The sequence below is a fragment of the Microbacterium sp. MPKO10 genome (genome assembly GCF_026107415.2).
Classification (GTDB): Bacteria; Actinomycetota; Actinomycetes; order Actinomycetales; family Microbacteriaceae; genus Paramicrobacterium.
In genome coordinates this window covers 363678-388916 of sequence record NZ_JAPCHX010000006.1, presented here as the reverse complement: position 1 = coordinate 388916, position 25239 = coordinate 363678, and the positions used below count along the sequence as shown (strand labels likewise).

Here is a 25239-nt window from a genome sequence, read left to right as displayed (position 1 = left end):
TTGAGAACATGAAGATTTCAACATCTGACATGGGCCTTGTCGCCCGTGTTGTCGGCGTCAGCAAAAGCTACGGTCACGGTGAAGGGCGTGTGCGCGCTCTCGACGATGTGACGCTCGGCCTCCGGCGGGGAGAGTTCACGGCGATCATGGGGCCGAGCGGTTCGGGAAAGTCCACACTCATGCATGTCCTGGCTGGACTCGACACCGCTGATACCGGTCAGGTATGGCTTGGAGACGACGAGATCACGACTCTCGGCGACTCGGCGCTCACCATAATGCGCAGGCGCCGCATCGGCTTCATTTTCCAAGCGTTCAATCTCGTACCCACGCTCGATGCAGAGGCGAACATCCTTCTGCCGTTCGACCTGGATGGTCGCCGACCCTCAGCTGGTGAGCGACGGCACGTTGCTGAGCTCATCGACCTCCTTGGCCTCTCTGACCGGCTTGCACACCGGCCGAGCGAGCTCAGCGGAGGGCAGCAGCAGCGCGTCGCCATCGCGCGGGCTCTCGCAACACGGCCGAATGTGGTGTTCGCCGACGAACCGACAGGAAACCTCGATTCGGCAAGCGGACATGACGTTCTCACTCTCCTCACCAAGACCTCTCGAGAACTCGGCCAGACGGTGGCCATGGTGACGCACGATCCGATCGCCGCGAGCTGGGCAACGCGCATCGTCTCCTTGGCCGACGGACGCGTTGTCGACGATCGGGGCCCGTCCTCGGCGGAGGATATCTCCGCGGCGATGCTGCGGCGTGAGGCAGTGCGATGATTCTCACGCGTCGAGACCTGCGCTCCACCGGCCTTGTCGCCGCGCTGTCCTCCGGATTCGGGGTCGCGCTACTTCAGGGAGCCGCTGTGTTGGTTCATGTGCTCGGGGAATACGATGTCGCCACTCATGAACGCATGAAGGTCGCTCTGACGGTCGTCGCCGCCACATTCTTCGCGATCGCCGTCTTCGTCGGTGCGATCGTGACGTCGAACACCGTGCGAACGGTGATCGCCGGCCGCACGATCGACATCGCCCGCCTGCGCCTGCTCGGAGCCGAGACGCGCAGCATCCGCCGTGGGTTTGTGCGCTCAGGATTGTTCACCGCGTCGATCAGCAGCACATTTGGCGCGGCCATCGTGGCTGCTGTCGGAGCACTGACTGTGCTGATCGCCGTGAACATTGGAGCGCTGCCGTCCAAGCCCTATAATCTGTTCTCTGCTCAGCTTCTCGCACCGGTCATCGCAACGATCGCGGTCTGCGCTGTTGCCGTCCTCACGGGTTCACGCGCTGTGCTGGGGGTTGCCCCGGTTGAAGCTGCGGGTGCGGCTGCCGTTGGTCTGACCGAGCCGCGTTCGCGGGCCCCTCTCGGCATCGTGCTCATCATCGTGGGGATCGGGTGTCTCGTTCTCGGGATCGTTATCGGCCGAGAGACGCCGTGGGGGCTTCCCGTGGCCGTGCCCGGAGGGATGCTGTCGTTCGGGGGAGTGATTCTGTGCGCTGATCGATTTTTGCCTGCTGTTCTTCGGGCGGTCGGTAGCCTTTTCACGATGGGGGCGGCCACACGTCTTGCTGCGGCGAACGCGGTGCGCGAACCGGGTCGGAGCAGCCGGGCCGTCATCGGGGTTGTAATCGGGGTGACCCTCATCGTGATGTTCTCCGTGGCGATGGAGACCTATTACGATGTGCTGTTCGGTGCGCAATCGGCGTTTCCTGATCTCTATGCTGATTCCGACTCGGCGCTGTCCTTCTCGATCGTGGTGTTCTCTCTGCTGTTCGGTTTCTCTGCCCTGATAGCTGCCGTCGGCCTCGTCAACACGTTGTCGCAGTCTGTCCTGCAGCGCCGCCGCGAGCTCGGCCTTCTCAGGTCCATCGGTCTGACGGGCCGACAGGTCCGAGTGATGATACTCACGGAGAGCATGACAATGGGTGTGTCGGCAGTGATCGTGGGGTTCGCCCTCGGGATCGGCTATGGCTGGAGCGGGGCAATGGCGCTTCTCGGCTCGATTCCGGGAGGTCAGTTCGTGGTACCGGTGGTCCCGCTCTGGCTGCTCATCGCGGTGCCCGTGGCCACCGTCGCACTGTGTATTGGCGCGGCGATCATGCCCACGCGACGTGTGCTGCGCGGCAGCCCCATCGCGGCACTCGCTGTAGCGTGATCTCTACTGCGATTCTCAGACAGCGTCGACGGTGTTATGCTGAAAACGTGTTCTCTACCGCGCTTCTCCTTAGCTGCCGCGACGAGGCTTAAGTTCGAGCCCTTCTCGTCGCGGAGTTCGTCGTCGGCTGAAATAGATTCGCGAGGAGTAGTGACGCAATGAAGAACAACCAGAAGCCATCGCCGATGCCGACACACAAGTATCGGCCGTTTCACGAGCAGATCGCGGTTGATCTGCCCGACCGCACCTGGCCGAATGCCCGGATCACGAGCGCGCCGCGGTGGTGCGCTGTTGACCTGCGTGACGGTAACCAGGCTCTCATCGATCCGATGAGCCCCGAGCGCAAGCGCGTCATGTTCGACATGCTCGTGCGGATGGGCTACAAGGAGATCGAGGTCGGATTCCCCAGCGCGAGTCAAACCGACTTCGACTTCGTGCGGTCGCTCATCGATGAACAGGCGATCCCGGATGACGTGACGATCCAGGTCCTCACGCAGTGCCGCGAGCACCTCATCCGCCGCACTTACGAGGCGATCGCCGGGTCGAAACAGGCCATCGTGCACATCTACAACTCCACGAGCGTCCTGCAGCGTGACGTCGTGTTCCGCTCAGACAAGCAGGGCATCATCGATATCGCCTTGAACGGTGCCCGGCTCTGCAAGCAGATGGAGAGCACAGTTCCCGGCACAACGGTCTACTACGAGTACTCGCCGGAGAGCTATACCGGCACGGAGCTCGAGTTTGCCGCAGAGATCTGCAACCAGGTGCTCGAGGTCCTCGACCCCACGCCCGAGCGCAAGGTGATCATCAACCTGCCGGCTACTGTCGAGATGGCCACCCCGAACGTCTATGCGGACTCCATCGAGTGGATGAACCGGAATCTGAATCACCGTGAAAACGTCATCCTCTCTCTGCACCCTCACAACGACAGGGGGACGGGAATCGCCGCTGCCGAGCTCGGTTACATGGCCGGGGCGGATCGTATCGAAGGATGCCTGTTCGGCAACGGAGAGCGGACGGGCAACGTCGATCTCGTTGCGCTCGGTGTCAACCTGTTCACTCAGGGCATCGACCCACAGATCGACTTCAGCGACATCGACGAGATCAAGCGCACCGCTGAATACTGCAATCAGCTGTCCGTGCATGAGCGCAGCCCTTGGTCGGGGGATCTGGTGTTCACGGCGTTCAGCGGATCGCATCAGGACGCGATCAAGAAGGGCTTCGAGGCGATGGCGGCGGATGCTGCTGCCGCAGGCGTGTCCACGGAGGATCTGACGTGGGCCGTTCCGTATCTGCCGGTCGATCCGAAAGATCTCGGACGCTCGTACGAAGCCGTCATCCGCGTCAACTCCCAGTCGGGCAAGGGCGGAGTCTCTTATCTGCTGAAGTCCGATCACGGCCTCGAGCTGCCTCGGCGCCTGCAGATCGAGTTCTCATCGGTCGTGCAGGGAAAGACAGATTCCGACGGTGGCGAGGTCACGAGTGAGCAGATCTGGCGGATCTTCCAGGACGAGTATCTGCCGTCCGATGCCGACGGGGCGAAGTGGGGTCGGTTTGAGCTGACGGGGCTGCGCACCACGAGCAATGTTGATGGCGGCGTCGAGATCGACGTGGCCATCCGAGACGGCGAGACAATCGATCACCATACGGCGCAGGGCAATGGCCCGATTGCCGCGTTCCTCACCGTCATGAACGACCACGGCGTGGATGTGACGCTCTACGACTACGTGGAGCACACGCTCGGTGCCAGCGGAGACGCCGCCGCGGCGGCGTACGTTGAGCTGCAGGTCGGCGAGACTCGTCTCTGGGGCGTCGGAGTTGATGGCGACATTTCGGTGGCCTCGCTCAAGGCGATCGTTTCGGCGATTAACCGCGGCTTGCGATCAGTGGTTGAGGATCCCGCGCTCGTCACCGTCTCAGCGTAACGAATCAGTTCGGCAGGGCGGATGCTGTGGGACACCGACATGTGTCGGTGTCCCACAGCATCCGCCCTTTCGTTTCGGCCAGAAGCGATGTCGCGGGGCGACCACCCAGCTGAACGCGAGATAATCAGGTGTGCCGTTATACCGAGATGAAGGCGTTGTGCTGCGCACCCACAAGTTGGGCGAGGCCGACCGCATCGTGACCCTGCTGACTCGTCAGCACGGGAAGGTGCGCGCCGTCGCGAAGGGGATCCGCCGCACGTCGTCCCGATTCGGTTCGCGACTGGAACCGTTCATGGTCGCCGACCTCCAGCTTTACGAGGGGCGCAGCCTCGACACCATCACGCAGGCCGATTCGCTCGGTTCGTACGGGCAGCTGATCGCCGCCGACTATGACAGTTATACGGCAGCGAATGTCATGGTCGAGACGGCGGACAAACTCACTGAATCGGATTCCAATCACCAGCAGTATCTGCTGCTGCTCGGGGCATTGCGATCTCTATCCCGCGGGGAGCACGTGCCGGCGATGACGCTGGACTCCTACCTGTTGCGAGCGCTGTCGCTTGCGGGGTGGGCACCGAGTTTTGTTGATTGCGCGCGCTGCCAGCAACCGGGCCCGCACGCGACGATGGTTGTGCAGATGGGCGGAGTCGTCTGCCCCGATTGCGCTCCGACGGGCAGTCCCCGAATCGAAGAACCGACCCGTGAGCTTCTCGGTTCGCTCCTTGCGGGCGACTGGCAGTTGGTGGATGCCGCCGACGAGCGAGTACGGTCACGCGCGAGCGGACTTGTCGCCGCATACGTGCAATGGCACCTCGAGCGCGGCCTGCGCTCGTACGCACATCTCAGTTCGACACCGGAAAGACAACAGTGACACCCAAGCCGTATACGCACGCCGACGCCGTGCCCTATCGCCCCGTCGACTGGACAGGAATCTATCCTCCCGAGCTGCCGGCGAAGGCGCTGCCGAAGCATGTCGCCATCGTGATGGATGGCAACGGTCGATGGGCGAACAAGCGGGGGATGACCCGCATCGAAGGTCACAAGGCCGGCGAGGCGGCACTTCTGGATGTTGTTGCCGGTGCCATTCAGATGGGCATCCGCCACATCAGCGTGTACGCGTTCTCGACGGAGAACTGGGCGCGGTCGCCTGAGGAAGTGCGCTTTCTCATGGGCTTCAATCGTGCCGTGCTTCATCGACGGCGTGACCAGCTGAACGAGTGGGGTGTGCGAATCCGCTGGGCCGGGCGCAGGCCTCGGCTCTGGGCTTCCGTCATCAAAGAACTCCAGTACGCTGAGCGACTCACGGCCGACAATTCCGTCCTCACCCTGACGATGTGTGTCAACTATGGAGGTCGAACCGAAGTCACGGATGCTGTTCGCTCGATCGCTCGCGACGTCGCGGCGGGCAGGCTGAAGCCCGGTGGAATCAACGAGCGCACGATCGCCTCGCGCCTCTACGTTCCCGAGACACCGCCCGTAGACCTGTTTGTGCGCAGTTCGGGTGAGCAGCGCACAAGCAACTTCATGCTCTGGCAGAGTGCATACGCCGAAATGGTCTTCCTCGACACACTCTGGCCCGATTTCACTCGCACCGATCTCTGGGAAGCTGTGAGCCTCTATGTGAGCAGGGATCGTCGGTTCGGGGGAGCTGTTGACACTCCGACGTCCGAGGCGCAGGAAGGGCGCTGACGGGGCACCCTGTCGGGTGCCGCGGTGCCGACCTCCCGCGGCGCACGCCGACGGCGACCGAATCTGGGACAATTGAGAGGTTATGACCTTGACTTCCACGCGTGAGCGTCCGCTGCAGATCGGCTCGCTCACCCTCGACGTGCCCGTTGTGCTTGCCCCGATGGCCGGAATCACCAACACGGCATTCCGGCGCCTGTGCCGCGAGTTCGGGGCCGGGCTGTACGTCTGCGAGATGATCACCTCTCGGGCACTCGTCGAGCGCACGGCAGAGACCATGCGCCTCATCTCGCATCACGAGTCAGAGGTTCCCCGCAGCGTGCAGCTCAACGGTGTCGACCCGGCGACTGTTCGCGACGCCGTGACGATGATCGTCGCTGAAGACCGCGCGGACCACATCGATCTGAACTTCGGTTGCCCCGTCCCCAAAGTCACTCGGAAGGGCGGCGGCGCCGCACTTCCGTGGAAGCATGAGCTGTTCCGTGGCATCGTCACCGAGGCTGTCAAGGCGGCCGGATCGATTCCGGTGACCGTGAAAATGCGCACCGGTATCGACAAAGACCATCTCACCTACCTCGATGCGGCACGGTTTGCACGCGACGCCGGGGTGTCGGCCATCGCGCTTCACGCGCGGACAGCATCCGAATTCTATTCCGGGCATTCGGACTGGAACGCGATCACCCAGCTGAAGGAGGCGATCTCCGACGTTCCCATTCTCGGCAACGGCGACATCTGGTCGTCGTCCGATGCCCTCGCCATGATGGAGCAGACCGGTTGCGATGGTGTCGTGGTGGGCCGCGGCTGCCTGGGCCGGCCGTGGCTATTCGGGGACCTGGCTGCGGCATTCCGCGGCGAGCCCGAGCGGTTCCGCCCCGGCCTCGGACAGGTAATCGCCACGTTCCGGCGTCACGCCGAGCTTCTGGCCGAGTTCTTCGAGTCAGAAGAGCGCGGATGCCGCGATATTCGCAAGCACGTGGCGTGGTACTTCAAGGGGTACCCCGTCGGCAGCGATCTGCGTACGCGCCTGGCCACTGTGGAGTCCCTCGCCCAGCTGGACGAGCTTCTGTCGTCGCTCGACGAATCGCTTCCGTACCCGGGGGTCGATGCCGAGGGGCCTCGGGGCCGCTCAGGGCATCCCAAGCGCCCCGTGCTGCCCGAGGGCTGGCTTGAGTCGCATGCCATTGCCGGACAGCATGCGCGCGAGATTCACGAAGCGGAGTTGAGCACCAGTGGCGGTTGACGTCTACAACGCACATGATCAAGCGCGATGGCTCCCCGAACACCACACATCAAGGCGCAGCGACTTCGCACGCGATCGTGCGCGGCTTGTGCACTCAAGCGCGCTGCGACGACTGGCGGCGAAGACGCAGGTGCTGAGCCCCACCTCGGGCGTGGACTTCGCCCGAAACAGGCTCACGCACTCCCTTGAAGTGGCGCAGGTGGGCCGAGAGCTCGCGGCGAGCCTAGCGCTCGCGCCCGATGTCGTCGACACGGCGTGTCTCGCGCACGACATCGGCCACCCGCCCTTCGGGCACAACGGAGAGAAGGCACTCAACGAGTGGGCACTCGATGTCGGTGGGTTCGAGGGGAACGCGCAGACCTTGCGCGTGCTCACGCGATTGGAGCCGAAAGTGTTCGACGCCGATGGAACACCGTATGGCCTGAACCTCACGCGTGCGAGCCTCGATGCCAGTTGCAAGTACCCGTGGCCAGCGGCGCACGCGACTGCTGATCCCAGTGGTCGGGCCAAGTTCGGCTTCTTCGACGATGACACGCGTGCGTTCGAGTGGCTCCGAGACGGAGCGCCCGCCGAACAGCGCTGTATCGAAGCCGAGGTTATGGACCTCTCCGACGACATCGCGTACTCGGTGCATGACTTCGAAGACGCCATCGTTAGCGAATACATCGACCCCGCGTTCCTCAATGCGCAAGCGGGCCACGAGTCGCTTCTCAAGGCGGTGCTCGCCTGGGCGGGGAGCGCGTTCACCCTCGATGATCTGGGCGCCGCGTTCGAGAGACTCTCACAGCATCCTTCCTGGCCGCTCTCGTGGGACGGATCCCGTCGCGATCTCGCCGGGCTGAAAGACTTCACGAGCTCGATGATCGGGCACTTCGCACGCTCTGCAACGGCGGCGACACAAGCGGCGTATCCGCAGCGCAGCCTCATTCGTTTCGGAGCCCACGTCGAGATACCCCACGAGATCGAGTCTGAGATCGCCGTGCTGAAGGGCGTTGTCGCTGCGTTCGTAATGTCGAGCGATGCCCGGCAGCCGATCTACCGTCAGCAGCGAGAGATCCTGCTGGCTCTCGCCGAGCGACTGTGGTCATCCGACGGCGCCGGGCTCGACGTCGGCTTCGCCGCCGAGTGGAGGGTCGCGCCGTCAGATGCCGTGCGCAAGCGCATCGTCGTCGATCAGATCGCCAGTCTGACCGATCAGGGTGCTGTCGCGCTGTATGAGAATCGTGACGTGGTGGCCGGAGTTATCCCCAGGGCGTAACGCCGTCCACAACTCGGTCCTGCGCTCGAGGGCTGACGCTAGGATGGGGGCATGGCTGGCCGCATTCGACAAAGTGACATCGAAGAGGTCAAATCACGCACGAATCTCGCGGAGATCATCGGCGACTACGTCACGTTGAAGTCCGCAGGAATCGGGTCGATGAAGGGGTTATGTCCTTTCCACGATGAGCGGACGCCGAGCTTCCACGTGCGATCGCAGGTCGGTTTCTACCATTGTTTCGGATGCGGCGAATCGGGCGACGTCATCTCGTTTCTGCAGAAGATGGACCACGTCACGTTCGCCGAAGCCGTTGAGCGCCTTGCCGCGCGCGTCGGCATCGAACTGCACTACGAGGATGGCGCGGGTCCAAGCGTCGATCATGGGCGTCGGTCGCGCCTTCTCGCGGCGAACAAGGCCGCTGAGCAGTTCTTCCAGCAGCAGCTGATGGCACCGAGTGCCGAAGCGGGGCGGGCTTTTCTGGGGGAGCGGGGCTTCGACGCGAACGCTGCCGCACGGTTCGGGGTGGGATTCGCGCCGAAGTCGTGGGACAGCCTGCAGAAGCACCTCACAGCTGCAGGCTTCACTCGAGATGAGCTCGTGACCGCGGGGCTGCTATCGCAGGGCGACAGGGGAGTCTACGATCGCTTCCGCGGACGCCTCGTCTGGCCGATCCGCGATGTGACGGGGCAGACCGTCGGGTTCGGTGCCCGGAGGCTCTTCGATGATGACAAAGGCCCCAAATATCTCAATACGCCGGAGACGCCGGTTTATCATAAGGCGCAGGTTCTGTACGGACTGGATCTCGCGAAGCGCGACATCTCCCGTGGCAACAGCGTTGTCGTCGTCGAGGGCTACACAGATGTGATGGCGTGCCACCTCGCGGGAGTCACGACGGCCGTCGCCACGTGCGGAACCGCTTTCGGCGTGGAACACATCAAGATCATCCGCCGCATCATGAGCGATGATTCGCACAATGGAGAGGTCATCTTCACTTTCGATCCGGATGCTGCCGGGCAGAAGGCCGCGTTGCGCGCGTTCTCCGAAGAGAAGCGATTCGCCGCGCAGACATACGTTGCCGTGGGCCCTGCCGGGCTCGACCCGTGCGATCTGCGTCTGAAACGCGGAGACGCGGCTGTCAGGCGTCTGCTCGACACCAAAGAACCGATGTTCGAGTTCGTGATCAAGCAGGTGCTCGCCCAGTACAACCTCGACACGGTCGAGGGCCGTGTCGGCGCACTCCGCGCGGCGGCGCCCATCGTCTCCGACATTCGCGATGCCTCCCTTCGTCCCGGATACACTCGCGTACTTGCCCGGCAGCTCGGTGTCGAGCTCAGCGAGGTTCAGCGCGCCGTCCGATCGGCAGGTAAACAGGTCCCTCACGGCCACGAGCGCGCTCAGCCTCCTGTCGAGCCCCCGGTTGAACGACCTGTCGGGCTGGCCGATCTGCCGCGTGATCCGTCGACTCGGCTTGAACGCGATGCGCTCATGGCTGTTGTACAGCATCCGGAAGTCATCGGTGAAGATCTTGTGTTGGCCGCCGTGCACACCGGCTTCACGAATCATTCGCTTTCGGTCGTCCGCGATGCGATCGCCGCGCACATGGACGACTTCGCGTCGACGGGGTGGTTTCAGTCGATCAGCGATGACACCCCCGCGCCTTATCGCGATTTGCTTCATCAGCTGGGCGTTGCACCGCTCCCTGAGCGCGGTCAGGACGAACTCGAAGTGTATGCGCGTGATGTCACGGTGTCACTCATCGAGCGCGACATGCTCCGTCGCAAGGCGGAGCTCCTTGGATCCCTACAACGGCACGATCCGAGCGATACCGAAGGCTCGCGAACGATCCAGCAGAAGCTGGTGCAGCTCGAGACCGAACGTCGCCGACTCCGCGCGGGCTGAGCACGTGTGGGGTCGGCTACGGCATGATGGAACGTATGCCCTCTGCATCTGACGCCGAGCCCGCGCTCGAAGCCTCCGATCTGACCGTGAGCTATCCCGCGCATGGAGCGAGTGCTGAGCACACGGCCATCGACGGCGTCACCTTCGCGGTCGGTGCGGGAGAGATCGTGGGAGTAATCGGCGAGGCAGGGTCCGGAAAATCCACGCTCGCCTCTGTCCTGTCCGCCGATTTCAAAGTATCGAGAGGCAAGCGTCTCGGACCCACAATTGCCGGGGGAGAGGCGCGTCTGCTCGGAACGGCGCTGCGCGGCCGCGTGTCGAAGCGGCGTCTCGCCGAGCTGCAGTTCCGTACCGCATATTTGCCACAGGACGCTGCCATGCAGCTGCCCGCCGAGTACACGGTCTCCGAGATTCTGGGGCAGCCGATCCTTGAGCGCGACAAACGCTTTGATCGTGCGATCCTCGGGCGCCACGTCGCCACGATTCTTGACGCCGTGCATATGCCGTTCTCGTCCCTGGACGCGTATCCATTTGAGTTGTCGAGCGGCCAGCGTCAGCGCGTGGCCATCGCGCGCTCGCTGGTGCTCGGGCCACGGGTCCTCATCGCCGATGAGCCGACCACGGGCATCGATGTCCTCGCGCGGGAGGCACTGCACGATCTTCTCCGCAGTCTGCGCGACGAGAAGGGTCTGGCAGCTCTCGTGATCAGCCATGACTTCGCTCTGCTGCGTCACGTCACCTCTCGAGTGATCGCTCTGCACAAAGGTGGGCTCGTCGGCCTCGATGACATCGACACGCTGCTTGCGGATCGCACGCATCCCTACCTGAGCGCACTGGGCTCTCACGAAGAGGGGGGCACGGCCTGAGCCAGCGCCCGAGCGGGTTATCGCGTCTCTCCAGTATCGGCCCGCCCACCAGGACACGCCGTTGTCGTAGCCGGACGGCGACTGAACCGTGTCACCCGTTGTGGCTTCGACACCATAGGACGAGGATGAAACGCCCAACCCCATACACACGTTCTGGCCTATAAGCCCCACGCAAAACCCCCTCCGCACGCGGAGGGGGTGAGAAGCTCCTCGAGTTGGACTCGAACCAACAACCTATCGGTTAACAGCCGATTGCTCTGCCAATTGAGCTATCGAGGATCACTGTCGAACAGCACAGCTACTTTACCAAACGTTTGCGATGCGCCAAATCCGGACACTGTCCCGGGCGTTTTGACGCACTCCCACGGCATCATCCTTCCAGACGTTCATCCATCGGGTTCCAGGCGTTACCGGAAACGCCCCAGCCGCGCTTGCGGATAATGCGCATCAGGACACGGTCGAACGCCGAGTCGAGGCGGTCGATGTAAATCGTTCCGTCAAGATGGTCGTACTCATGCTGCAGGATTCGTGCGCGCCATCCGTCTGCCTCGATCCTGACAGGGCGTTCCTCCGCGTCGACGCCGGTAACGATGACGTGCTCTGAGCGACGAAGGGGGAACCGCTCCCCGGGGAACGACAGGCACCCTTCCGATTCGTCGTCGTCATCGGGAACCCCAGCGGGGGCGGGAATCATGAGGAGTGTGGGATTCACCACGACGCCCCGCCACGGAGTGTCGTTCTGATCTCCGTAGCTGTAAACGAAGAGCCGTAGCCCCACCCCCACCTGCGGTGCGGCAAGACCAACGCCTGGCGCTGCGTCCATCGTGTCGAACATGTCAGTGACGAGGGTGCGCAGATCGGCATTAAAGTCCGTGACGATGCGGGCCGGTTCGTGCAGAACGGGGTCGCCGTGAATGCGGATCGGACGAACGGTCATGCCAATCAGCTTATCTTTCGCAGCAGCGCTGTAGTCTCAGGAGGTGATGTTTCCGCTCGACGACCTGTCTGATCTCACGGACCAGTTCACACAGGATCCAACTCGCCTTATCGGCATTCCGTTTGCGCTGGTCGGGGCCGTGCTGATGTCGCTCGGGGCTCAGTTTCAGCATCGTGGTGTCGTCAAAGTCGAACAACGAAGCGGAGGGGGAGGTTCGAGCGGACTGAGCCTCACGCAGTTGAAGGCACTACTGCTGCGGCCTTCCTGGGTGATCGGCACGGTGATGCTGGCTCTCGCGATTGTTTTCCAATTGTCAGCGCTGGCGTTCTCACCGCTCATTCTCGTACAGCCTCTCGGGGCCATCGCACTTGTGATCACGTCGATTTTGAATGCCCGGATTGCGGACATCACGCTGAATCGTCGCTCGATCATCGCGATCATCGCGTGCGTGACGGGTGTCGCGCTGTTTGTTACAACGGCGGCGATTGTTGGCGTAGACCGCCCCGTCACTACTCCGGCGCTCATCATCGTTCTGTGCGCTATGGGCGGCGTCCTCGTATTGTTCGCCATCATCTTCGCCGTAACACGGTCGCGGGCGAAGGCGATCTTCTACATCATCGCGGCTGGCGCCATCTACGGCTTCGTTGCCACACTTGCGAAGGTCATCCTCAGTCGTGTGTCTAACGGCAACTTCGACTGGCTCACCGTTGTCTGCATTGCCGGGCTGATCACCGCAACGGCGCTCGGAGCATATTTCGTGCAGAACGCATATGCGTCGGGGCCTCCTGATCTCGTCATCGCGGGTCTCACTGTCATTGATCCGCTCGTGGCTGTCGCCGTCGGCATTGTGGTCCTCCGTGAGGCGTCCGGCGCGCCGCTGTGGGCGATCATCTCTTTCATCGTCGCCGGATTTGTTGCGATCTGGGGCGTCGTGCAACTCGCCAGACACCATCCACAGGTGAAACCGTGAGCTTGCTGATTACCCGCACGGCATGTCACCGCCACGGTGCGGTGTTTGATTAGAATGACCACGTTCGTGCGAACATCTCACCAAGGATTCGCGCATGTGACCGCGTGCAACGAGCACCGGCCGAGACGGAGGAACGACCCCCACTTTGTCTGAGTCTGATATCCGCGAGAATTCTGCGCACCGTCCCCCACTCAAGGTGCTGATTGCAGCCGATACCTTCGCTCCCGATGTCAATGGGGCGGCACGCTTCGCTGAACGTTTGTCAGCCGGGCTTGTCGAACGGGGGCACGACGTGCATGTTGTCGCACCCGCTGCCTCGCGCCGGCACGGCACCTGGACGGAGACGCACGAGGGCCAACGGATGACGGCGCATCGGCTGTACAGCTGGCGCTGGTTCCCGCACGACTGGCTGCGATTCGCGCTGCCGTGGCGTTCGCGCAAGAACGCCGCCCGCATCTTGGATGCTGTGGGGCCCGATGTGGTGCACTCCCAATCGTTCCTGGTGATCGGGCGAGGCATGACGATCGAAGCGGCAAAACGCGGGATCCGCGTCGTCGCAACGAACCATCTCATGCCCGAGAATCTCCTCGAATTCACGATGCTTCCGCGTTTCATTCAGAAGCGTGCGGTGAAGATCATGTGGAACGACGCGCGTCGCATTCTGGGCCTGGCGTCGGCAGTGACGACACCTACTCGACGGGCCGCCGATTTCCTCGAACAGGCGACGGGACGTGCGGATGTGCATGCAATCTCCTGCGGAATTGACGCATCCGCCTATACTCCTGATTTCGAGCCGAGATCCGAGAATCGGATTATTTTCGTCGGCCGGATCACCGGGGAGAAGCAGATCGATGTGCTCATCAAGGCATTTGCACGCATGGAAAACAGTCTGGACGCCCGCCTTGAGATCATCGGAGGCGGCGATCAGAGGCGCAATCTCGAGGCTCTTGCCGAGCAGATGGGCGTTGCAGATCGCGTGACTTTCACCGGATATGTCACTGACGAGCAGCTCAAGGCGGCGTACCAGCGCGCAACCGTCCTGGCGATGCCCTCCATCGCCGAGCTGCAGAGCATCGTCACGATGGAGGCGATGGCCACGGCGCTTCCTGTCGTCGCGGCGAATGCCATGGCTCTTCCGCACCTTGTACACGACGGGGAGAACGGCTATCTGTTCACGCCGGGCGATGTCGATGAGCTTTCCCAGCGGCTCAGTGACGTGCTCACGGCGGATCGTGATCAGTATGAAAAGATGAAGCGCGCATCGCTGCGCATGATCAGGCCACACGACATCCAGAACACGTTATCAACCTTCGAAAGCCTGTATCGTGGTGAAGCGGTGACTGACCCAGTCACCGATGTCACGGATATGTCCGATGGCACGCGTCGGGGGCGTTAGCTCAGCCGGTTAGAGCAACGGACTCATAATCCGTCGGTCGCGGGTTCAAGCCCCGCACGCCCCACCCTTGTGCACATGTCTCTGATCGCTGGAGGTCACCGAATCATCTGGAACGTCACAGGTTCCGCATAGATCACGGGAATAGCCTCGCAGCGTGTCAATTGCACAAGTGCGATTCCCGCGGGGGCGGCAGTTCGCTCTGACATGGGGGATACCAGAACATTTCGGGGGCATGACGGCAGCCATGCTCCATCGGTCGCGCGCATTCGTTCGCGAGGGAGACACCTCGCTGTCGGTGCTCACACTTGATGATCGCCCCGACTACACGGAGCTGGAATGGCGGCTCCGTGCCGAGGGCCAGCTCACAGATCGGATGCGCCTGCTCAATATCTGGGATTGGATGCGTGAACATGGTGTCCGGCCCAAGGCAGGAACGCACGCCCGCGCCGAGCCCCTCGCGCCCCAGGACGGCGATGACGTCCGCATGCGCGACGGCGTCGTCGTGTGCCGTATGCGAAACGGCGGAACCGACGACGCCTCCGCCGACCGCTTTCGTGACGATGGCTCTCTTCTGATGACGGATCGAGCGCACGATGGCAGGCGATCGGTTGTCTTTTACGACACCAGTGGCAAACCGGTTCGCTCGTGGAAGAGCGTGTGGGCGGTTTATCGCTACTGGCTCGACGCGCTCACGGAAGGCAAGCGCAGCTTCCTCATTGTTGATTCAAAGACCGCCGCACGATTTGTGCACACGTATCGACGGGACAATGTCGTCACCATGCACCTGTTGCACGGCTCACATCGGCGCGCGGGCGGCTCCGCGAAGCTGAGAGCGTCGCGCAAAGACTCGATCGAGCATGCTGACGGCTACGACGCGCTCGTGGCCCTCACAGAGAGGCAGCGCCAAGATCTGCGTGATGATGGCGTCAGCGCACACGCGATCTTCGCCATCCCGAACGGGCGTGAGGCGACGCCCACAGTGCCCTCCGCGGCCCATAAGCGCGGCCGCGGCATCATGCTTGCCTCGCTGACGAAACGCAAGCGCGTCGACCATGCGATCCGGGCAATCGCCCGTGTCCGTGAACGTGGATTCGACGTCACGCTCGATGTCCATGGCGACGGCCCTGAACGCGAGAGGCTGCAGACACTCATCGCTGAACTTGGCGTGGCGGATGCTGTCAGCCTGCTGCCCTTCGACGCGCACGCGGCGGCGCGCTTCGCCGACGCGGACTTCAGCCTGTTGTCTTCAACGGCCGAGGGCCAACCTCTCGTGCTTGTCGAGGCGATGGCCTACGGCTGCATCCCAATCTCATACGACATCCAATACGGACCAGCCGACATGATCGCTCATGGACGCAACGGCTTTCTCGCCGACGACGGAGATATCGAGTCCCTCGTTCGCGGCATTCTCGCCGAACAGTCTCTGCCAGCCGAGCAGGTGGCCAGAATGCGGCGGAGAGCAACTCTTCATTCGCAGCGCTATGCGGACACAGTCGTGTGCCGCCGGTGGGCACGTGCCATGGAGATCGCCTTAGAACGCAAACGAACACGCCATGCCGGCGACGTGTCAGCATTTGTCAGAATGCGCAAGAGCATCGGGCGCACGAAGCGCCGGGTGCAGCGTGTGACCGGCCTCGACCGTTAGCCCACGGTCGCCGTTTTTGCGAGAGTACGTCCGCTCCAACGGCCGACCACCTTGCTGAGCTTCTGGCTCGGTGATTCGATGAAGCGAAAGAACAGGGCGGCGACGACGAGGCTGACGGGGATGCCGACGATTCCAGTCAGCCACCAGTAGCGGTCACCGAATAGGAAGCCAAGCGTTCCCAGCAGGGGAGCATGCACCAGATACAGGCTGAACGAGACTTTGCCGAGCCATTGCACGGGCCTGATTTCAAGGAGGCTGCGGAACCCGGGCCAGGCGACAGCCAGGACGATGACAAGACCGGCTCCGGTGCCAGACAGACCCCACAGGATAAGATTTCCGATGCTCCCCGACTCGAAGACAGGTCGGGCAAACCAACTCGCTCCCATGAGGAACGCCGCAGTCGTGGCGACGACAATCCATAGTCCGCGCCCTCGATGCTGCCCCCAGGCCACGAGCTCGTCGAGGCGAACAGCAATCAATGTGCCCATCATGAACACCGGCAGGTAAATCAGCGCGTTGATCTCGGTGACGCGCCCGACGACGCTGAGGGCCGCGCATGCCACTCCGATCCAGAGCGCCTGTTTACGCAGCATCCACGCGATAAACACGAATACCGGGAGCAGAAGCGAGAACACCACCTCCCACCGCAGCGACCAGAGAACATTGTTGATGTCGTAGGTGACACGAAAAAGGGATGCTTCGCTGAAGAAGCTTTGCACGCTGACGGATGTCGCCTGGGCATCCCGCATCCACGAGCCGTCTGGAACGGTTGCCGGGTCGCGGGGGATGAGCAGAATCAGTGCGGAGGCGATAATGAGGGAGACGAACACTGGTGCATAGAGGCGCAACACCCGATGGGGATAATACGCCGCCCACGAGAACGTGCTCTTCAACGTGGGAAGTGCCACGACGAGGCCGGACAACACGAAGAAGACGAGCACTGATTCTGTCCCAACCGTCAGCAGCTTGAGAGGGCTCTGGGTGAGCCAGACCCAGGTGGTCTCTGACAGGTGGGGGCGCGCGACTAGAGTGACGTGGTAGAGCATCACGACAACAGCGGCGATACCACGCACGCCATCGAGGCTCCGGATTCTTCCCACACTCGGCATCAGTGAGACTCTACGAGCGTGCGCTGGATGGATCCTGGACCTTCCCTATGCACCATATGTGGCGAGGGCGCGCCGCCCGCGGCGTGGGCGGAGCTGAGAAAGCTCGAACGCAGCATCGCTGTCACTCAGCGAGTCCTCCACCTGATCGAGCCATCCTAAGGCTGCTCGCAGCTGCACGTGAGCGGCAGCCGTCGCCGCGCGCTTCTGGGGGCGGGTTTGCGCTGTTGCGGCGTCCTCGAGCAGGTCTGGTTTCAGAGCCGTGCGATAACCTGAGAGGAGTTCGACGAGCGTGCCACCGGGAATCGACGCGGTCACGAGTATCTGGTCTAAGAGCTCAAGCCAGTCAAACGGGGTGCGCACAGCTGGAATCCGCATCCACTCGGACGCCGCAGAACGGCCGAGTTCCGTCAGCGTGTAAAGCTGGAGGCCATCGGACGTCGTGTGCGAGCTGGTGATGAGTGCAGCACGCTGGAGTCGATCGAGCGTGCCGTATACCTGACCCACATTGATGCTCGCACGGTGTGGAGCACGTTCGACGAGTTCGTCTCTCAGCTGAAGACCGTATGCATCGCCGAGCGAGAGAATTGCCAGGAGGCTGTGCTTGACGGTCATCTGGCCTCCTCTCGCGTGACTATACTCAGTATGCCTCACGAGGCGGTGGGGAGGCCGTCCGTTGGTGGTGAGGCGAGCGCGCGCAGGCGCCGAATGCTTGTTATCCGCGTGTTATATAGGGCATAATGAACTCAGAACGTCAGTTTGTAACTTCATAGTGCAGTCGTATCGCAAACTTTGTCACAGGTCGTAGGGGAAGACGTACCGGTGAACAAAGGAGACACGATGACGACGCCAGCTGCTCGAGGAGTGATCTACGTCCATTCCTCACCCCGCGCGCTGTGCCCCCATGTTGAGTGGGCGGCAGGGCGCGCTCTCGGTCGTGCCGTCAACTTTGACTGGTCCGACCAGCCGGTTCTGCCCGGTTCGCACCGAACGGAGTTCTATTGGGAAGGGCGCCAAGGAATGGGCGCCGCTCTCGCCTCCTCTCTGCGGGGATGGGAACATCTTCGCTATGAGGTGACTGAGGACGCTTCTCCCGGTTCCGACGGTGGGCGTTGGATGCACACGCCCGACCTCGGCATCTTCTATGCGCAACTCGATACGGCGGGCAACGTGGTCGTGCCCGAAGATCGTGTCCGGGCTGCCATGGACGCCGCACAGGGATCCGCCCAGGCGATGTCAGAGAATCTGCGACTCGCGCTCGGACAGGCGTGGGACGACGAACTCGACGTGTTTCGGTACGCGAGCGATCACTCGCCTGTGGTCTGGCTGCACAAGGTCGGCTGAAGTTGAATGCCGGTGTCTCCGACATGCTGAGGGCCTCTTCCCACCGGGGAAGAGGCCCTCAACATGTGCGCCGGGCACAGGGTCGTCAGACCGAGCGGAACGCAGCAACGGCGTTGTGCCCGCCGAACCCGAACGAGTTGGTCACGGCAAGCTGGTCGCCGCTGCCGAGATCCTGTGTGTCCCCGGCCACGGACAGTGGGATCTCCGGATCCTGTGTCGTGATGTTGATCGTCGGCGGCGCGATGCGCTCGGCGATCGCGTAGATCGAGAACACCGATTCCAGGGCTCCAGTTCCACCGAGCAGATGCCCCGTCGATGCTTTGGTGGCCGATACAGGAATCTCGCTGATTCGCTCACCGAAAACGGCACGCAGCGCAGCGTATTCGGCGATGTCGCCTACCGGGGTGCTTGTCGCGTGAGCGTTAATGTGCGTGACGTCGTGAGCCGACGCATCAGCCTGCTGAAGGGCAAGTGAGAGCGCACGGCTCGCACCGCGTCCTTCGGGATCGTTCGCGGTGATGTGGTACGAGTCTGCAGTGACGCCGGCACCCGCGAGTTCAGCGTAAATCTTGGCCCCGCGAGCACGAGCGTGCTCTTCGGTTTCGAGGACGAGGCTCGCCGCACCTTCACCCATGACGAAGCCGTCCCGGTCGACGCTGTACGGGCGTGACGCGGTCTCGGGGGAGTCGTTACGCTTCGAGAGCGCCTGCATTGAAGCGAACGACGCAATGGTAATGGGGTGGATCGCTGATTCTGTTCCGCCGGCGATCACGACGTCTGCAAGCCCGAGCTGAAGGTGCTCGTACGCGTTGGCGATCGATTCGGTGCTCGATGCGCACGCCGAAGCCACGGTGCGTGCGAAAGCGCGTGCGTGGAAGTGCATCGAGACGGCCGCCGACGCTGCGTTCGGCATCAGCATCGGCACGGTCATGGGCAGCACACGACGCGGCCCACGTTCGCGGAGAGTGTCCCACGCATCAAGAAGCGTCCACACTCCGCCGATGCCCGTTGCGTAGTCGACACCGAGTCGTTCCGGGTCGACGTCGGGCTCACCAGCATCCGCCCAGGCCTCCTGGGCAGAGATGAGCGCGAACTGGCTCGAGGGATCGAGCCGCTTAGCGACAGGGCGCGCAAGCACCTCGTGGGGACGGACCTTGGCCTCAGCTGCGAACGTGACGGGGATGTTGTATTCGTCGATCCAGTCGTATTCGAGGGTGTGGGTTCCGGACTCCTTCGCCAGCAAGGCCGTCCAGCTTTCGCGGGCGGTTCCACCGAGCGGGGACGTTGCACCGATTCCGGTGACGACGATCTTCTTGGTCATTCCTGCGACTCTCTCAGGGGTGTTACATTGCCCTCGACGCCCGCGCGGGCACACGTTTCCGTGGCCCGCGCCGGAGCGTGAGGTCTAGGCCTGGGCTTTGACGATGTAGTCCACGGCATCGCGGACGGTCTTGAGGTTCTTGACCTCTTCGTCCGGAATCTTGACGTCGAACTTCTCTTCAGCGTTCACGACGATGGTCATCATCGAGATTGAGTCGATGTCGAGGTCGTCGGTGAACGACTTGTCGAGCTCGACGGTGTCTGCTGCGATGCCGGTCTCATCGTTGACGAGCTCGGCGAGGCCCGCGAGGACCTCTTCATTGGACAGTGCCATGTGTATCTCCTTGAGTGTCGATTGACCGATGAACAGTCTAGAGGGCAAGACGGATCTGACGTGGATGCCGCTACGGCAGAACGATGATCTGGGCGCCGAATACGAGCCCCGCGCCGAACCCGATTTGAAGTGCGAGCCCCCCTGACAGCTCGGGATGCCCCTGTAGAAGTCGATGTGTCGCGAGCGGGATGGACGCGGCCGACGTGTTTCCGGTCGACTCAATGTCGCGTGCTATCACGACGCTGTCGGGCAGGCCGAGCTGCTTGGCGAACTCGTCGATGATGCGCATATTCGCCTGGTGCGGCACGAACGCGGCAAGGTCGCCGGGTTCGATGCCGGCCTGGTCGATGGCGGCACGTGCGACCTTCGCCATCTCCCACACAGCCCAGCGGAACACGGTCTGTCCCTCCTGGCGGAGAGTGGGCCACTCGGCTGTGCCATCGCGGTAGTCGAGGAGCGTCGAGTTCATCCCGACAGCATCCGCACGCGATCCGTCCGATCCCCAGATCGTGGGGGAGATTCCGGGCGTGTCGCTTGGCCCGACGACAGCGGCGCCCGCACCGTCCCCGAGCAGGAAGGAAATGCTGCGGTCGGTGGGATCGACGACATCCGAGAGCTTCTCGGCCCCGATGACAAGCGCATAGTGCGCTGCACCAGAACGAATGAGCGCGTCTGCCTGCGCTACCGCGTACGTGTACCCGGCGCACGCGGCGTTCAGATCGTATGCCGCTGCTGGGTTCGCCCCGACGCGGTCAGCGACCACCGCCGCCATCGACGGAGTCTGCTGCACGTTGCTGATCGTGGCGATGACCACAAGATCGATGTCTGTGGGGTCGACACCCGAGACGCGAATCGCCTCGTGCGCAGCATCCGTCGCCATGTCGACAGCCAGGACCCCGGCCGATGCGCGTGTGCGTGCCACTATGCCCGTGCGTTTTCTAATCCACTCGTCTGACGAGTTGATGGGTTCGACGAGGTCGTCGTTGGGGACGGAGAGGTCTCCGCGAGACGCTCCGAACCCGAGAAATCGGGTGTACGCGGATCCGGTGCTCTGATTGAGGGTTGGTGTTGTCATTGCTCTCTCGGGGGTCAGGCTGCTGTGATCATCTCGACGGCGGCGTCTAGGTCATCCGGGGTGTTGACGACCTGAGTGGGGATGCCTTTCAAGCCGCGACGAGCCAGCCCCACCAGCGCTCCGGCGGGGGCGATCTCGATCACTCCGGTCACTCCGGCCGTCTGGAATGAATCCATGCACAGATCCCAGCGTACGGGGGAGGCGACCTGTGTGACGAGGAGATCGCGGAAGCGAACGCCGTCCGTGACCTCGGAGCCGTCATTGTTCGTCCAGAGGCGCAGATGAGGGTCGGCGGCCGAGAATGACTCGGCCTGGGTGGCGAGGAAGTCGCGGGCGTTGTTCATGTACCGCGTGTGGAACGCCCCGCCGACCTTGAGCGGCATCACCCGGGCCTTTTCGGGAGGGGCATCGGCGAGACGAGCAAGGGCGGGAAGCTCACCGGCGACGACGATCTGGCCGCCCCCGTTGTAGTTCGCTGGCTGGAGGCCCAAGCTCTCCGCACGGGCGACGACGTCATCTGGGTCGCCACCGAGCACAGCACTCATACCGGTTGGTACGACTTTGGCCGCTTCAGCCATGGCAGATGCACGTTCACTCACGAAAGCCATGGCATCGGCGACCCCGAGCACACCCGCACCCGCGGCCGCAGTGATCTCGCCCACTGAATGCCCGGCAATGCCGCCCGCGCGTGCAAGCACATCACGCTGCTCGAGAGCGTCGAGAACGAGCAGGCCGGCCGCGACGATGAGTGGCTGGGCGACAGCGGTGTCCTTGATCGTCTCAGCGTCGCTCTGGGTTCCGTGCTTCGCGAGATCGAGTCCGGCAGCATCTGAATAGTCGGCGAGGCGAGATCTCGCGTCGTCCGATTCGAGCCACGGCTCCAGAAATCCTGGCTTTTGTGAGCCCTGTCCAGGGCAGACGATGACAATCACCGTTCTAGTCTGCCGGTCGCGAGGCGGTATTGAGTGTTGAACACCCACGAAGAATTGTGGCTTCCTTTGTCGAGAAGGTCACGATTTGGAGGTTCTGCGACGTGCCGGCTCGTGCTCGGAGATCGAGCCGAGGATGAGAGCGGCCTGCAAGATCAGCGCCTCCCGCGCGCCCGTGGCATCCCATCCGATCACCTCGGAGACCCGTTTCAGCCGGTACCGGACGGTATTGGGGTGCACGAACAGCTCGCGTGCCGTCGCTTCGAGGGAACGGCCATTGTCGAGGTAGCACCACAGAGTCGTCGCAAGCTCAGTCGAGTGATCTTTCAGCGGACGGTAGACACGGTCCACGAGTGTTCGCTTAGCCAGCGGATCTCCCGCCAAAGCTCGCTCAGGCAGCAGGTCATCGGCCAAGACGGGGCGTGGGGCGTGCCGCCAGGCGCGTGCGACAGCGAACCCGGCAAGAGCGGCGCGCGCGCTCTGCGAGGCCTCGACAAGGGTGGGCACGGCGTGGCCAAGCACCAAGTGCCCATCACCAAATCCGGATTCCAGCTGAACGGCAATCTCTTGGAACGAGAGACCCGGCGCCGTCCCCACGGTCTCTTCGCCCTCGGACGTTCGCGAATCAGAGCGACCGATCACGAGAACGAGCCTCTTTCCCTGCACACCGATCAGGACATCGGCCTGCATGTGACGGGCCGCGCGACGCAGGTGATCCACGTCGAGCTGTTGTGGCGTGGTGCCGACGAGAACGCACACCTCTCCGTGGCCGTGCCAGCCCAACGCGGCGATGCGGCTGGGCAACTCGTCATCGGTCTCGCCGGTGAGAATCGAATCGACGACGAGGGCCTCGAGGCGCGCATCCCAGAGCCCACGAGCCTCTGCAGCGCGCGCGTAGACATCAGCGGCGGCGAACGCGATCTCTCGGGAGTACAGCAGAATCGCTTCACGGAGCTGCTCGTCGCGGCCTGCCACACGCTCTTCGACGACCTCGACCGTGACCCGAATGAGCTGAAGGGTCTGCTGCAGGCTTACGGATCGCAGCAGCTCCCGCGGAGCAGCGCCGAAGACGTCGGCAGCGATCCACGGAGTCGAGCGCGGATCATCGAACCAGGCGATGAACGAGGAGATTCCGGCTTGAGCCACAAGTCCTACGGAACTGCGGCGCCCCGGGGGCATGTCGGCATACCAGGGCAACGTGTTCTCGAGCCGTTTGATGGTGACGGTGGCGAGCTCGCCTGAAATGCGGCGCAGCCAGGCGAGCGTCTCTTCTTTGGTCCGTGGCACGTTCGAACTGTCTCCTCGCGGTCACCAACGACTCTGGCATGGTGCGATCGCCGTGTGCGACGACCACTACCTCAGCCTATCGACCTCGGAGGCTAGCCTTGACGTATCGAACGGTAGAAAGGACTCCGCACATGATCAGCATTGGCGACGTCGCGCCAACGTTCGACCTTGTCGATCAGCACGGCAGGCGCGTGAGCGCGGTGTCACGTGCAGGCCGCCGGGTGATGCTGGTGTTTCTTCCGCTTGCATTTTCCGGCGTCTGCGGTGCGGAACTTGAGCAGCTCGACGCCGATCGTCGCCTTTTTGATGCGTCCCGCACCGAGGTGCTCGGCGTCACTGTCGATTCGATGTTTGCTCTCAGGGCATGGGCGGATGCTGTGGGAAGCAGCATCCGGCTTCTTTCTGATTTTTGGCCCCACGGTGCTGTGGCGGCTCGGTACGGGGCCTTCGATACTGAGACAGGGCGCGCGACACGGACGAGCGTTGCGATCAACGAGCACGGGCGCGTTGTCGAGCAGTTCTCGACGCCCGTGGACCGGCCGCGTACAGCAGAAATGTATCGTCGTGCGCTTGCGCGGTTCGACGTGGCTTCTTGAACCGCTATTATTGACAGGTCGCATCAGTGATGAGGGGCCTTTAGCTCAGTTGGTAGAGCGCCACGTTTACACCGTGGATGTCGTCGGTTCGAGCCCGGCAGGGCCCACGCGCGTGATGTTGCGCAGGTATCCGAAGCAGGTGGTTGTCGATGAGCCTTGCGATCCCGTATCTCCTGGATGCTGCGGCGGAGACCGGGCCTGACGAGGTCATAACGATCCTCGAAGAGCGCATCACTGTGGGGACCTTCAACGATCGTACTCAGGCTGGTGCCGATCGTTTTCTCGCCGACGGCCTTCGGCCGGGAGATTCGATTCGACTTCCGTCCTTCGACAGTCTCGCAAGCATCATTGACTCTCTTGCCGCAGCCAGGGTTGGACTCGTGCTGAGCGACATGGATCCCACGACACACGCGAGAACGAATCGGCCCCTGCCCACTGACCGATACGTCTCGGAGAGCCTTCTGTGGTCGGAGTCCGCCTTCGCATCCATCGGCGGAGACATGATCACCCATGGTCGCGTGATCCGTGCCGCCCGTCAGGACGCCAGAACGCTGCCCTCCGAACTCGGCCCGCTACTTCACGCGATCCGGGCCGTCGAGCAATCCGTGATCGGCACCGGTGGCGGGTCAGACACGATTCCGGTCGATCAGCTCGGGCGTTAAGCCCCCCGCGGACGCTGCGCGCATACAGACGCGACACGACCTACAGGAACCAAGCGGCGCCGGCGCTGACCACCAAGACGAAACCTGTTATCAGACTGGCCCAACCGGAGCGGATCGTCGCGCGGTGTTCCTCTGGCAGATCGGGGCGGACGTTGAGGCCCATGGCCGCTGTGACGCCAACGGCGACGGCGGCACCCATGATCAGGTACAGAGGTGTGGCGTACAGCCACGAATACGGTGCGAAATGCACCACGAGCACGATCGCCATCGCCAAGGGTACATCCGTGTACCGGCGCGTCGCGACGAGAAAGATGACCAGAGGCAGCGCGAGCAACTGACCGGCACTGAGCAGAACGGACAGCATGTCCATTCCTTCAAGCTCAGGTCGGTCGGCCTGAGACGTCAACGCCGTCAGAGCCAGCGCGACAGGCAGAGCAACCATCCCTTGAAACAGGGTCGCGTACGCGGCCGTGCGTTGACTCGCTCGATGCCACAGCACTCCGCACACCAGCCAGGTCGCACCGTATGCGAAGAGAAAACCCCAACCGTGCCTCGTTGCCTCACCCAACGCCTGGGTATATTCCGGTATCGTCACGCTGACCTCCGTGGCTCGCCGTG

General features: G+C 62.9%; 24 protein-coding genes and 3 tRNA genes. 17 read left to right on the top strand and 10 right to left on the bottom strand.

The window, feature by feature from the left end; all coding sequences use genetic code 11:
• The first annotated feature begins 8 nt into the window (after positions 1–8).
• The 9 genes from OK352_RS15440 (at position 9) to OK352_RS15400 (ending at position 11020) form a co-directional block, all read left to right on the top strand.
• Positions 9–770, top strand: coding sequence for an ABC transporter ATP-binding protein (locus OK352_RS15440; protein WP_265142392.1), 762 nt, complete (start codon positions 9–11; stop codon positions 768–770).
• On the top strand, positions 767–2146 hold the full coding sequence (locus OK352_RS15435; RefSeq protein WP_265142391.1) for an ABC transporter permease: 1380 nt from the start codon (positions 767–769) through the stop codon (positions 2144–2146). The genes OK352_RS15440 and OK352_RS15435 overlap by 4 nt, the downstream gene beginning before the upstream one ends.
• Before the next feature lie 158 nt (positions 2147–2304).
• Complete coding sequence (gene leuA / locus OK352_RS15430) at positions 2305–4071, top strand: 2-isopropylmalate synthase (RefSeq protein WP_265142390.1); 1767 nt, start codon at positions 2305–2307, stop codon at positions 4069–4071.
• A 130-nt stretch (positions 4072–4201) separates the two neighbouring features.
• On the top strand, positions 4202–4942 hold the full coding sequence (gene recO, locus OK352_RS15425) for a DNA repair protein RecO (RefSeq protein ID WP_265142389.1): 741 nt from the start codon (positions 4202–4204) through the stop codon (positions 4940–4942).
• Complete coding sequence (locus OK352_RS15420) at positions 4939–5760, top strand: isoprenyl transferase (protein WP_265142388.1); 822 nt, start codon at positions 4939–4941, stop codon at positions 5758–5760. Before recO ends, OK352_RS15420 begins: the two co-directional genes overlap by 4 nt.
• Before the next feature lie 82 nt (positions 5761–5842).
• Positions 5843–6997 (top strand): tRNA dihydrouridine synthase DusB, encoded by a 1155-nt coding sequence (gene dusB / locus OK352_RS15415; RefSeq protein WP_265142387.1) that lies wholly within the window; start codon positions 5843–5845, stop codon positions 6995–6997.
• Entirely contained in the window at positions 6987–8255 is a 1269-nt protein-coding gene (locus OK352_RS15410; RefSeq protein WP_265142386.1) for a deoxyguanosinetriphosphate triphosphohydrolase, read from the top strand. The genes dusB and OK352_RS15410 overlap by 11 nt, the downstream gene beginning before the upstream one ends.
• Positions 8256–8306: 51 nt before the next feature.
• Entirely contained in the window at positions 8307–10154 is a 1848-nt protein-coding gene (gene dnaG / locus OK352_RS15405; protein WP_265142385.1) for a DNA primase, read from the top strand.
• A gap of 35 nt (positions 10155–10189) precedes the next feature.
• A complete protein-coding gene (locus OK352_RS15400; RefSeq protein ID WP_265142384.1) occupies positions 10190–11020 on the top strand; it encodes an ATP-binding cassette domain-containing protein in 831 nt (276 codons plus the stop codon).
• A gap of 206 nt (positions 11021–11226) precedes the next feature.
• Here the strand turns inward: OK352_RS15400 and OK352_RS15395 are convergent.
• Positions 11227–11299: transfer RNA gene (locus tag OK352_RS15395), tRNA-Asn, on the bottom strand.
• A 91-nt stretch (positions 11300–11390) separates the two neighbouring features.
• The gene (gene def / locus OK352_RS15390; protein WP_265142383.1) at positions 11391–11957 is read right to left on the bottom strand and encodes a peptide deformylase; all 567 of its coding nucleotides are present in this window, start codon (positions 11955–11957) and stop codon (positions 11391–11393) included.
• Positions 11958–12003: 46 nt separating this feature from the next.
• Here def and OK352_RS15385 point away from each other — a divergent pair, with 46 nt between their 5' ends.
• The 4 genes from OK352_RS15385 to OK352_RS15370 all read left to right on the top strand — a co-directional run bounded on the left by OK352_RS15385 (position 12004) and on the right by OK352_RS15370 (position 15968).
• Entirely contained in the window at positions 12004–12927 is a 924-nt protein-coding gene (locus tag OK352_RS15385; RefSeq protein ID WP_265142543.1) for a DMT family transporter, read from the top strand.
• 145 nt (positions 12928–13072) lie between these two features.
• Positions 13073–14323, top strand: coding sequence for a glycosyltransferase (locus OK352_RS15380; RefSeq protein ID WP_265142382.1), 1251 nt, complete (start codon positions 13073–13075; stop codon positions 14321–14323).
• A tRNA-Ile gene (locus OK352_RS15375) sits at positions 14314–14387 on the top strand. The genes OK352_RS15380 and OK352_RS15375 overlap by 10 nt, the downstream gene beginning before the upstream one ends.
• 90 nt (positions 14388–14477) lie before the next feature.
• Positions 14478–15968 carry a glycosyltransferase gene (locus OK352_RS15370; protein WP_265142381.1) on the top strand — a complete coding sequence of 497 codons (1491 nt, stop codon included), beginning with the start codon at positions 14478–14480 and terminating at the stop codon, positions 15966–15968.
• Here OK352_RS15370 and OK352_RS15365 read toward each other — a convergent pair.
• Both OK352_RS15365 and OK352_RS15360 read right to left on the bottom strand, forming a co-directional pair.
• Entirely contained in the window at positions 15965–17077 is a 1113-nt protein-coding gene (locus OK352_RS15365; RefSeq protein WP_265142380.1) for an acyltransferase family protein, read from the bottom strand. The two genes, OK352_RS15370 and OK352_RS15365, sit on opposite strands and share 4 nt — an antisense overlap.
• Before the next feature lie 45 nt (positions 17078–17122).
• Positions 17123–17689: a PadR family transcriptional regulator gene (locus OK352_RS15360; RefSeq protein WP_265142379.1), complete on the bottom strand. Its 567-nt coding sequence runs from the start codon at positions 17687–17689 to the stop codon at positions 17123–17125.
• Positions 17690–17914: 225 nt separating this feature from the next.
• On the opposite strand from OK352_RS15360, the gene OK352_RS15355 reads away from it, so the two are divergent.
• Positions 17915–18418: a DUF3145 domain-containing protein gene (locus OK352_RS15355; protein WP_265142378.1), complete on the top strand. Its 504-nt coding sequence runs from the start codon at positions 17915–17917 to the stop codon at positions 18416–18418.
• Positions 18419–18503: 85 nt separating this feature from the next.
• Here the strand turns inward: OK352_RS15355 and OK352_RS15350 are convergent, their stop codons facing one another.
• The 5 genes from OK352_RS15350 to OK352_RS15330 form a co-directional block, all read right to left on the bottom strand.
• The gene (locus OK352_RS15350) at positions 18504–19739 is read right to left on the bottom strand and encodes a beta-ketoacyl-[acyl-carrier-protein] synthase family protein (RefSeq protein WP_265142377.1); all 1236 of its coding nucleotides are present in this window, start codon (positions 19737–19739) and stop codon (positions 18504–18506) included.
• Between the two features lie 84 nt (positions 19740–19823).
• The gene (locus OK352_RS15345; protein ID WP_098407608.1) at positions 19824–20072 is read right to left on the bottom strand and encodes an acyl carrier protein; all 249 of its coding nucleotides are present in this window, start codon (positions 20070–20072) and stop codon (positions 19824–19826) included.
• 70 nt (positions 20073–20142) lie between these two features.
• Complete coding sequence (locus tag OK352_RS15340; protein ID WP_265142376.1) at positions 20143–21147, bottom strand: beta-ketoacyl-ACP synthase III; 1005 nt, start codon at positions 21145–21147, stop codon at positions 20143–20145.
• Between the two features lie 14 nt (positions 21148–21161).
• Complete coding sequence (locus OK352_RS15335; RefSeq protein ID WP_265142375.1) at positions 21162–22079, bottom strand: ACP S-malonyltransferase; 918 nt, start codon at positions 22077–22079, stop codon at positions 21162–21164.
• A gap of 78 nt (positions 22080–22157) precedes the next feature.
• Entirely contained in the window at positions 22158–23363 is a 1206-nt protein-coding gene (locus tag OK352_RS15330; protein ID WP_265142374.1) for a PucR family transcriptional regulator, read from the bottom strand.
• A gap of 131 nt (positions 23364–23494) precedes the next feature.
• Here OK352_RS15330 and OK352_RS15325 point away from each other — a divergent pair, with 131 nt between their 5' ends.
• The 3 genes from OK352_RS15325 to OK352_RS15315 all read left to right on the top strand — a co-directional run bounded on the left by OK352_RS15325 (position 23495) and on the right by OK352_RS15315 (position 24621).
• A complete protein-coding gene (locus OK352_RS15325; protein WP_265142373.1) occupies positions 23495–23959 on the top strand; it encodes a redoxin domain-containing protein in 465 nt (154 codons plus the stop codon).
• A 34-nt stretch (positions 23960–23993) separates the two neighbouring features.
• Positions 23994–24066 (top strand) — tRNA-Val (locus OK352_RS15320).
• A 42-nt stretch (positions 24067–24108) separates the two neighbouring features.
• Complete coding sequence (locus OK352_RS15315) at positions 24109–24621, top strand: hypothetical protein (protein ID WP_265142372.1); 513 nt, start codon at positions 24109–24111, stop codon at positions 24619–24621.
• Positions 24622–24661: 40 nt separating this feature from the next.
• Here OK352_RS15315 and OK352_RS15310 read toward each other — a convergent pair whose 3' ends face one another.
• Positions 24662–25216 (bottom strand): DUF7010 family protein, encoded by a 555-nt coding sequence (locus tag OK352_RS15310; RefSeq protein WP_265142371.1) that lies wholly within the window; start codon positions 25214–25216, stop codon positions 24662–24664.
• Between the last annotated feature and the right edge of the window lie 23 nt (positions 25217–25239).

Coding starts and splice junctions, on each gene's coding strand:
- OK352_RS15440 (WP_265142392.1), top strand. CDS start 9: ATGAAGATTTCAACATCTGACATGGGCCTTGTCGCCCGTGTTGTCGGC.
- OK352_RS15435 (WP_265142391.1), top strand. CDS start 767: ATGATTCTCACGCGTCGAGACCTGCGCTCCACCGGCCTTGTCGCCGCG.
- leuA (WP_265142390.1), top strand. CDS start 2,305: ATGAAGAACAACCAGAAGCCATCGCCGATGCCGACACACAAGTATCGG.
- dusB (WP_265142387.1), top strand. CDS start 5,843: ATGACCTTGACTTCCACGCGTGAGCGTCCGCTGCAGATCGGCTCGCTC.
- dnaG (WP_265142385.1), top strand. CDS start 8,307: ATGGCTGGCCGCATTCGACAAAGTGACATCGAAGAGGTCAAATCACGC.
- OK352_RS15400 (WP_265142384.1), top strand. CDS start 10,190: ATGCCCTCTGCATCTGACGCCGAGCCCGCGCTCGAAGCCTCCGATCTG.
- def (WP_265142383.1), bottom strand. CDS start 11,957: ATGACCGTTCGTCCGATCCGCATTCACGGCGACCCCGTTCTGCACGAA.
- OK352_RS15385 (WP_265142543.1), top strand. CDS start 12,004: ATGTTTCCGCTCGACGACCTGTCTGATCTCACGGACCAGTTCACACAG.
- OK352_RS15365 (WP_265142380.1), bottom strand. CDS start 17,077: ATGCCGAGTGTGGGAAGAATCCGGAGCCTCGATGGCGTGCGTGGTATC.
- OK352_RS15360 (WP_265142379.1), bottom strand. CDS start 17,689: ATGACCGTCAAGCACAGCCTCCTGGCAATTCTCTCGCTCGGCGATGCA.
- OK352_RS15355 (WP_265142378.1), top strand. CDS start 17,915: ATGACGACGCCAGCTGCTCGAGGAGTGATCTACGTCCATTCCTCACCC.
- OK352_RS15350 (WP_265142377.1), bottom strand. CDS start 19,739: ATGACCAAGAAGATCGTCGTCACCGGAATCGGTGCAACGTCCCCGCTC.
- OK352_RS15345 (WP_098407608.1), bottom strand. CDS start 20,072: ATGGCACTGTCCAATGAAGAGGTCCTCGCGGGCCTCGCCGAGCTCGTC.
- OK352_RS15340 (WP_265142376.1), bottom strand. CDS start 21,147: ATGACAACACCAACCCTCAATCAGAGCACCGGATCCGCGTACACCCGA.
- OK352_RS15325 (WP_265142373.1), top strand. CDS start 23,495: ATGATCAGCATTGGCGACGTCGCGCCAACGTTCGACCTTGTCGATCAG.
- OK352_RS15315 (WP_265142372.1), top strand. CDS start 24,109: ATGAGCCTTGCGATCCCGTATCTCCTGGATGCTGCGGCGGAGACCGGG.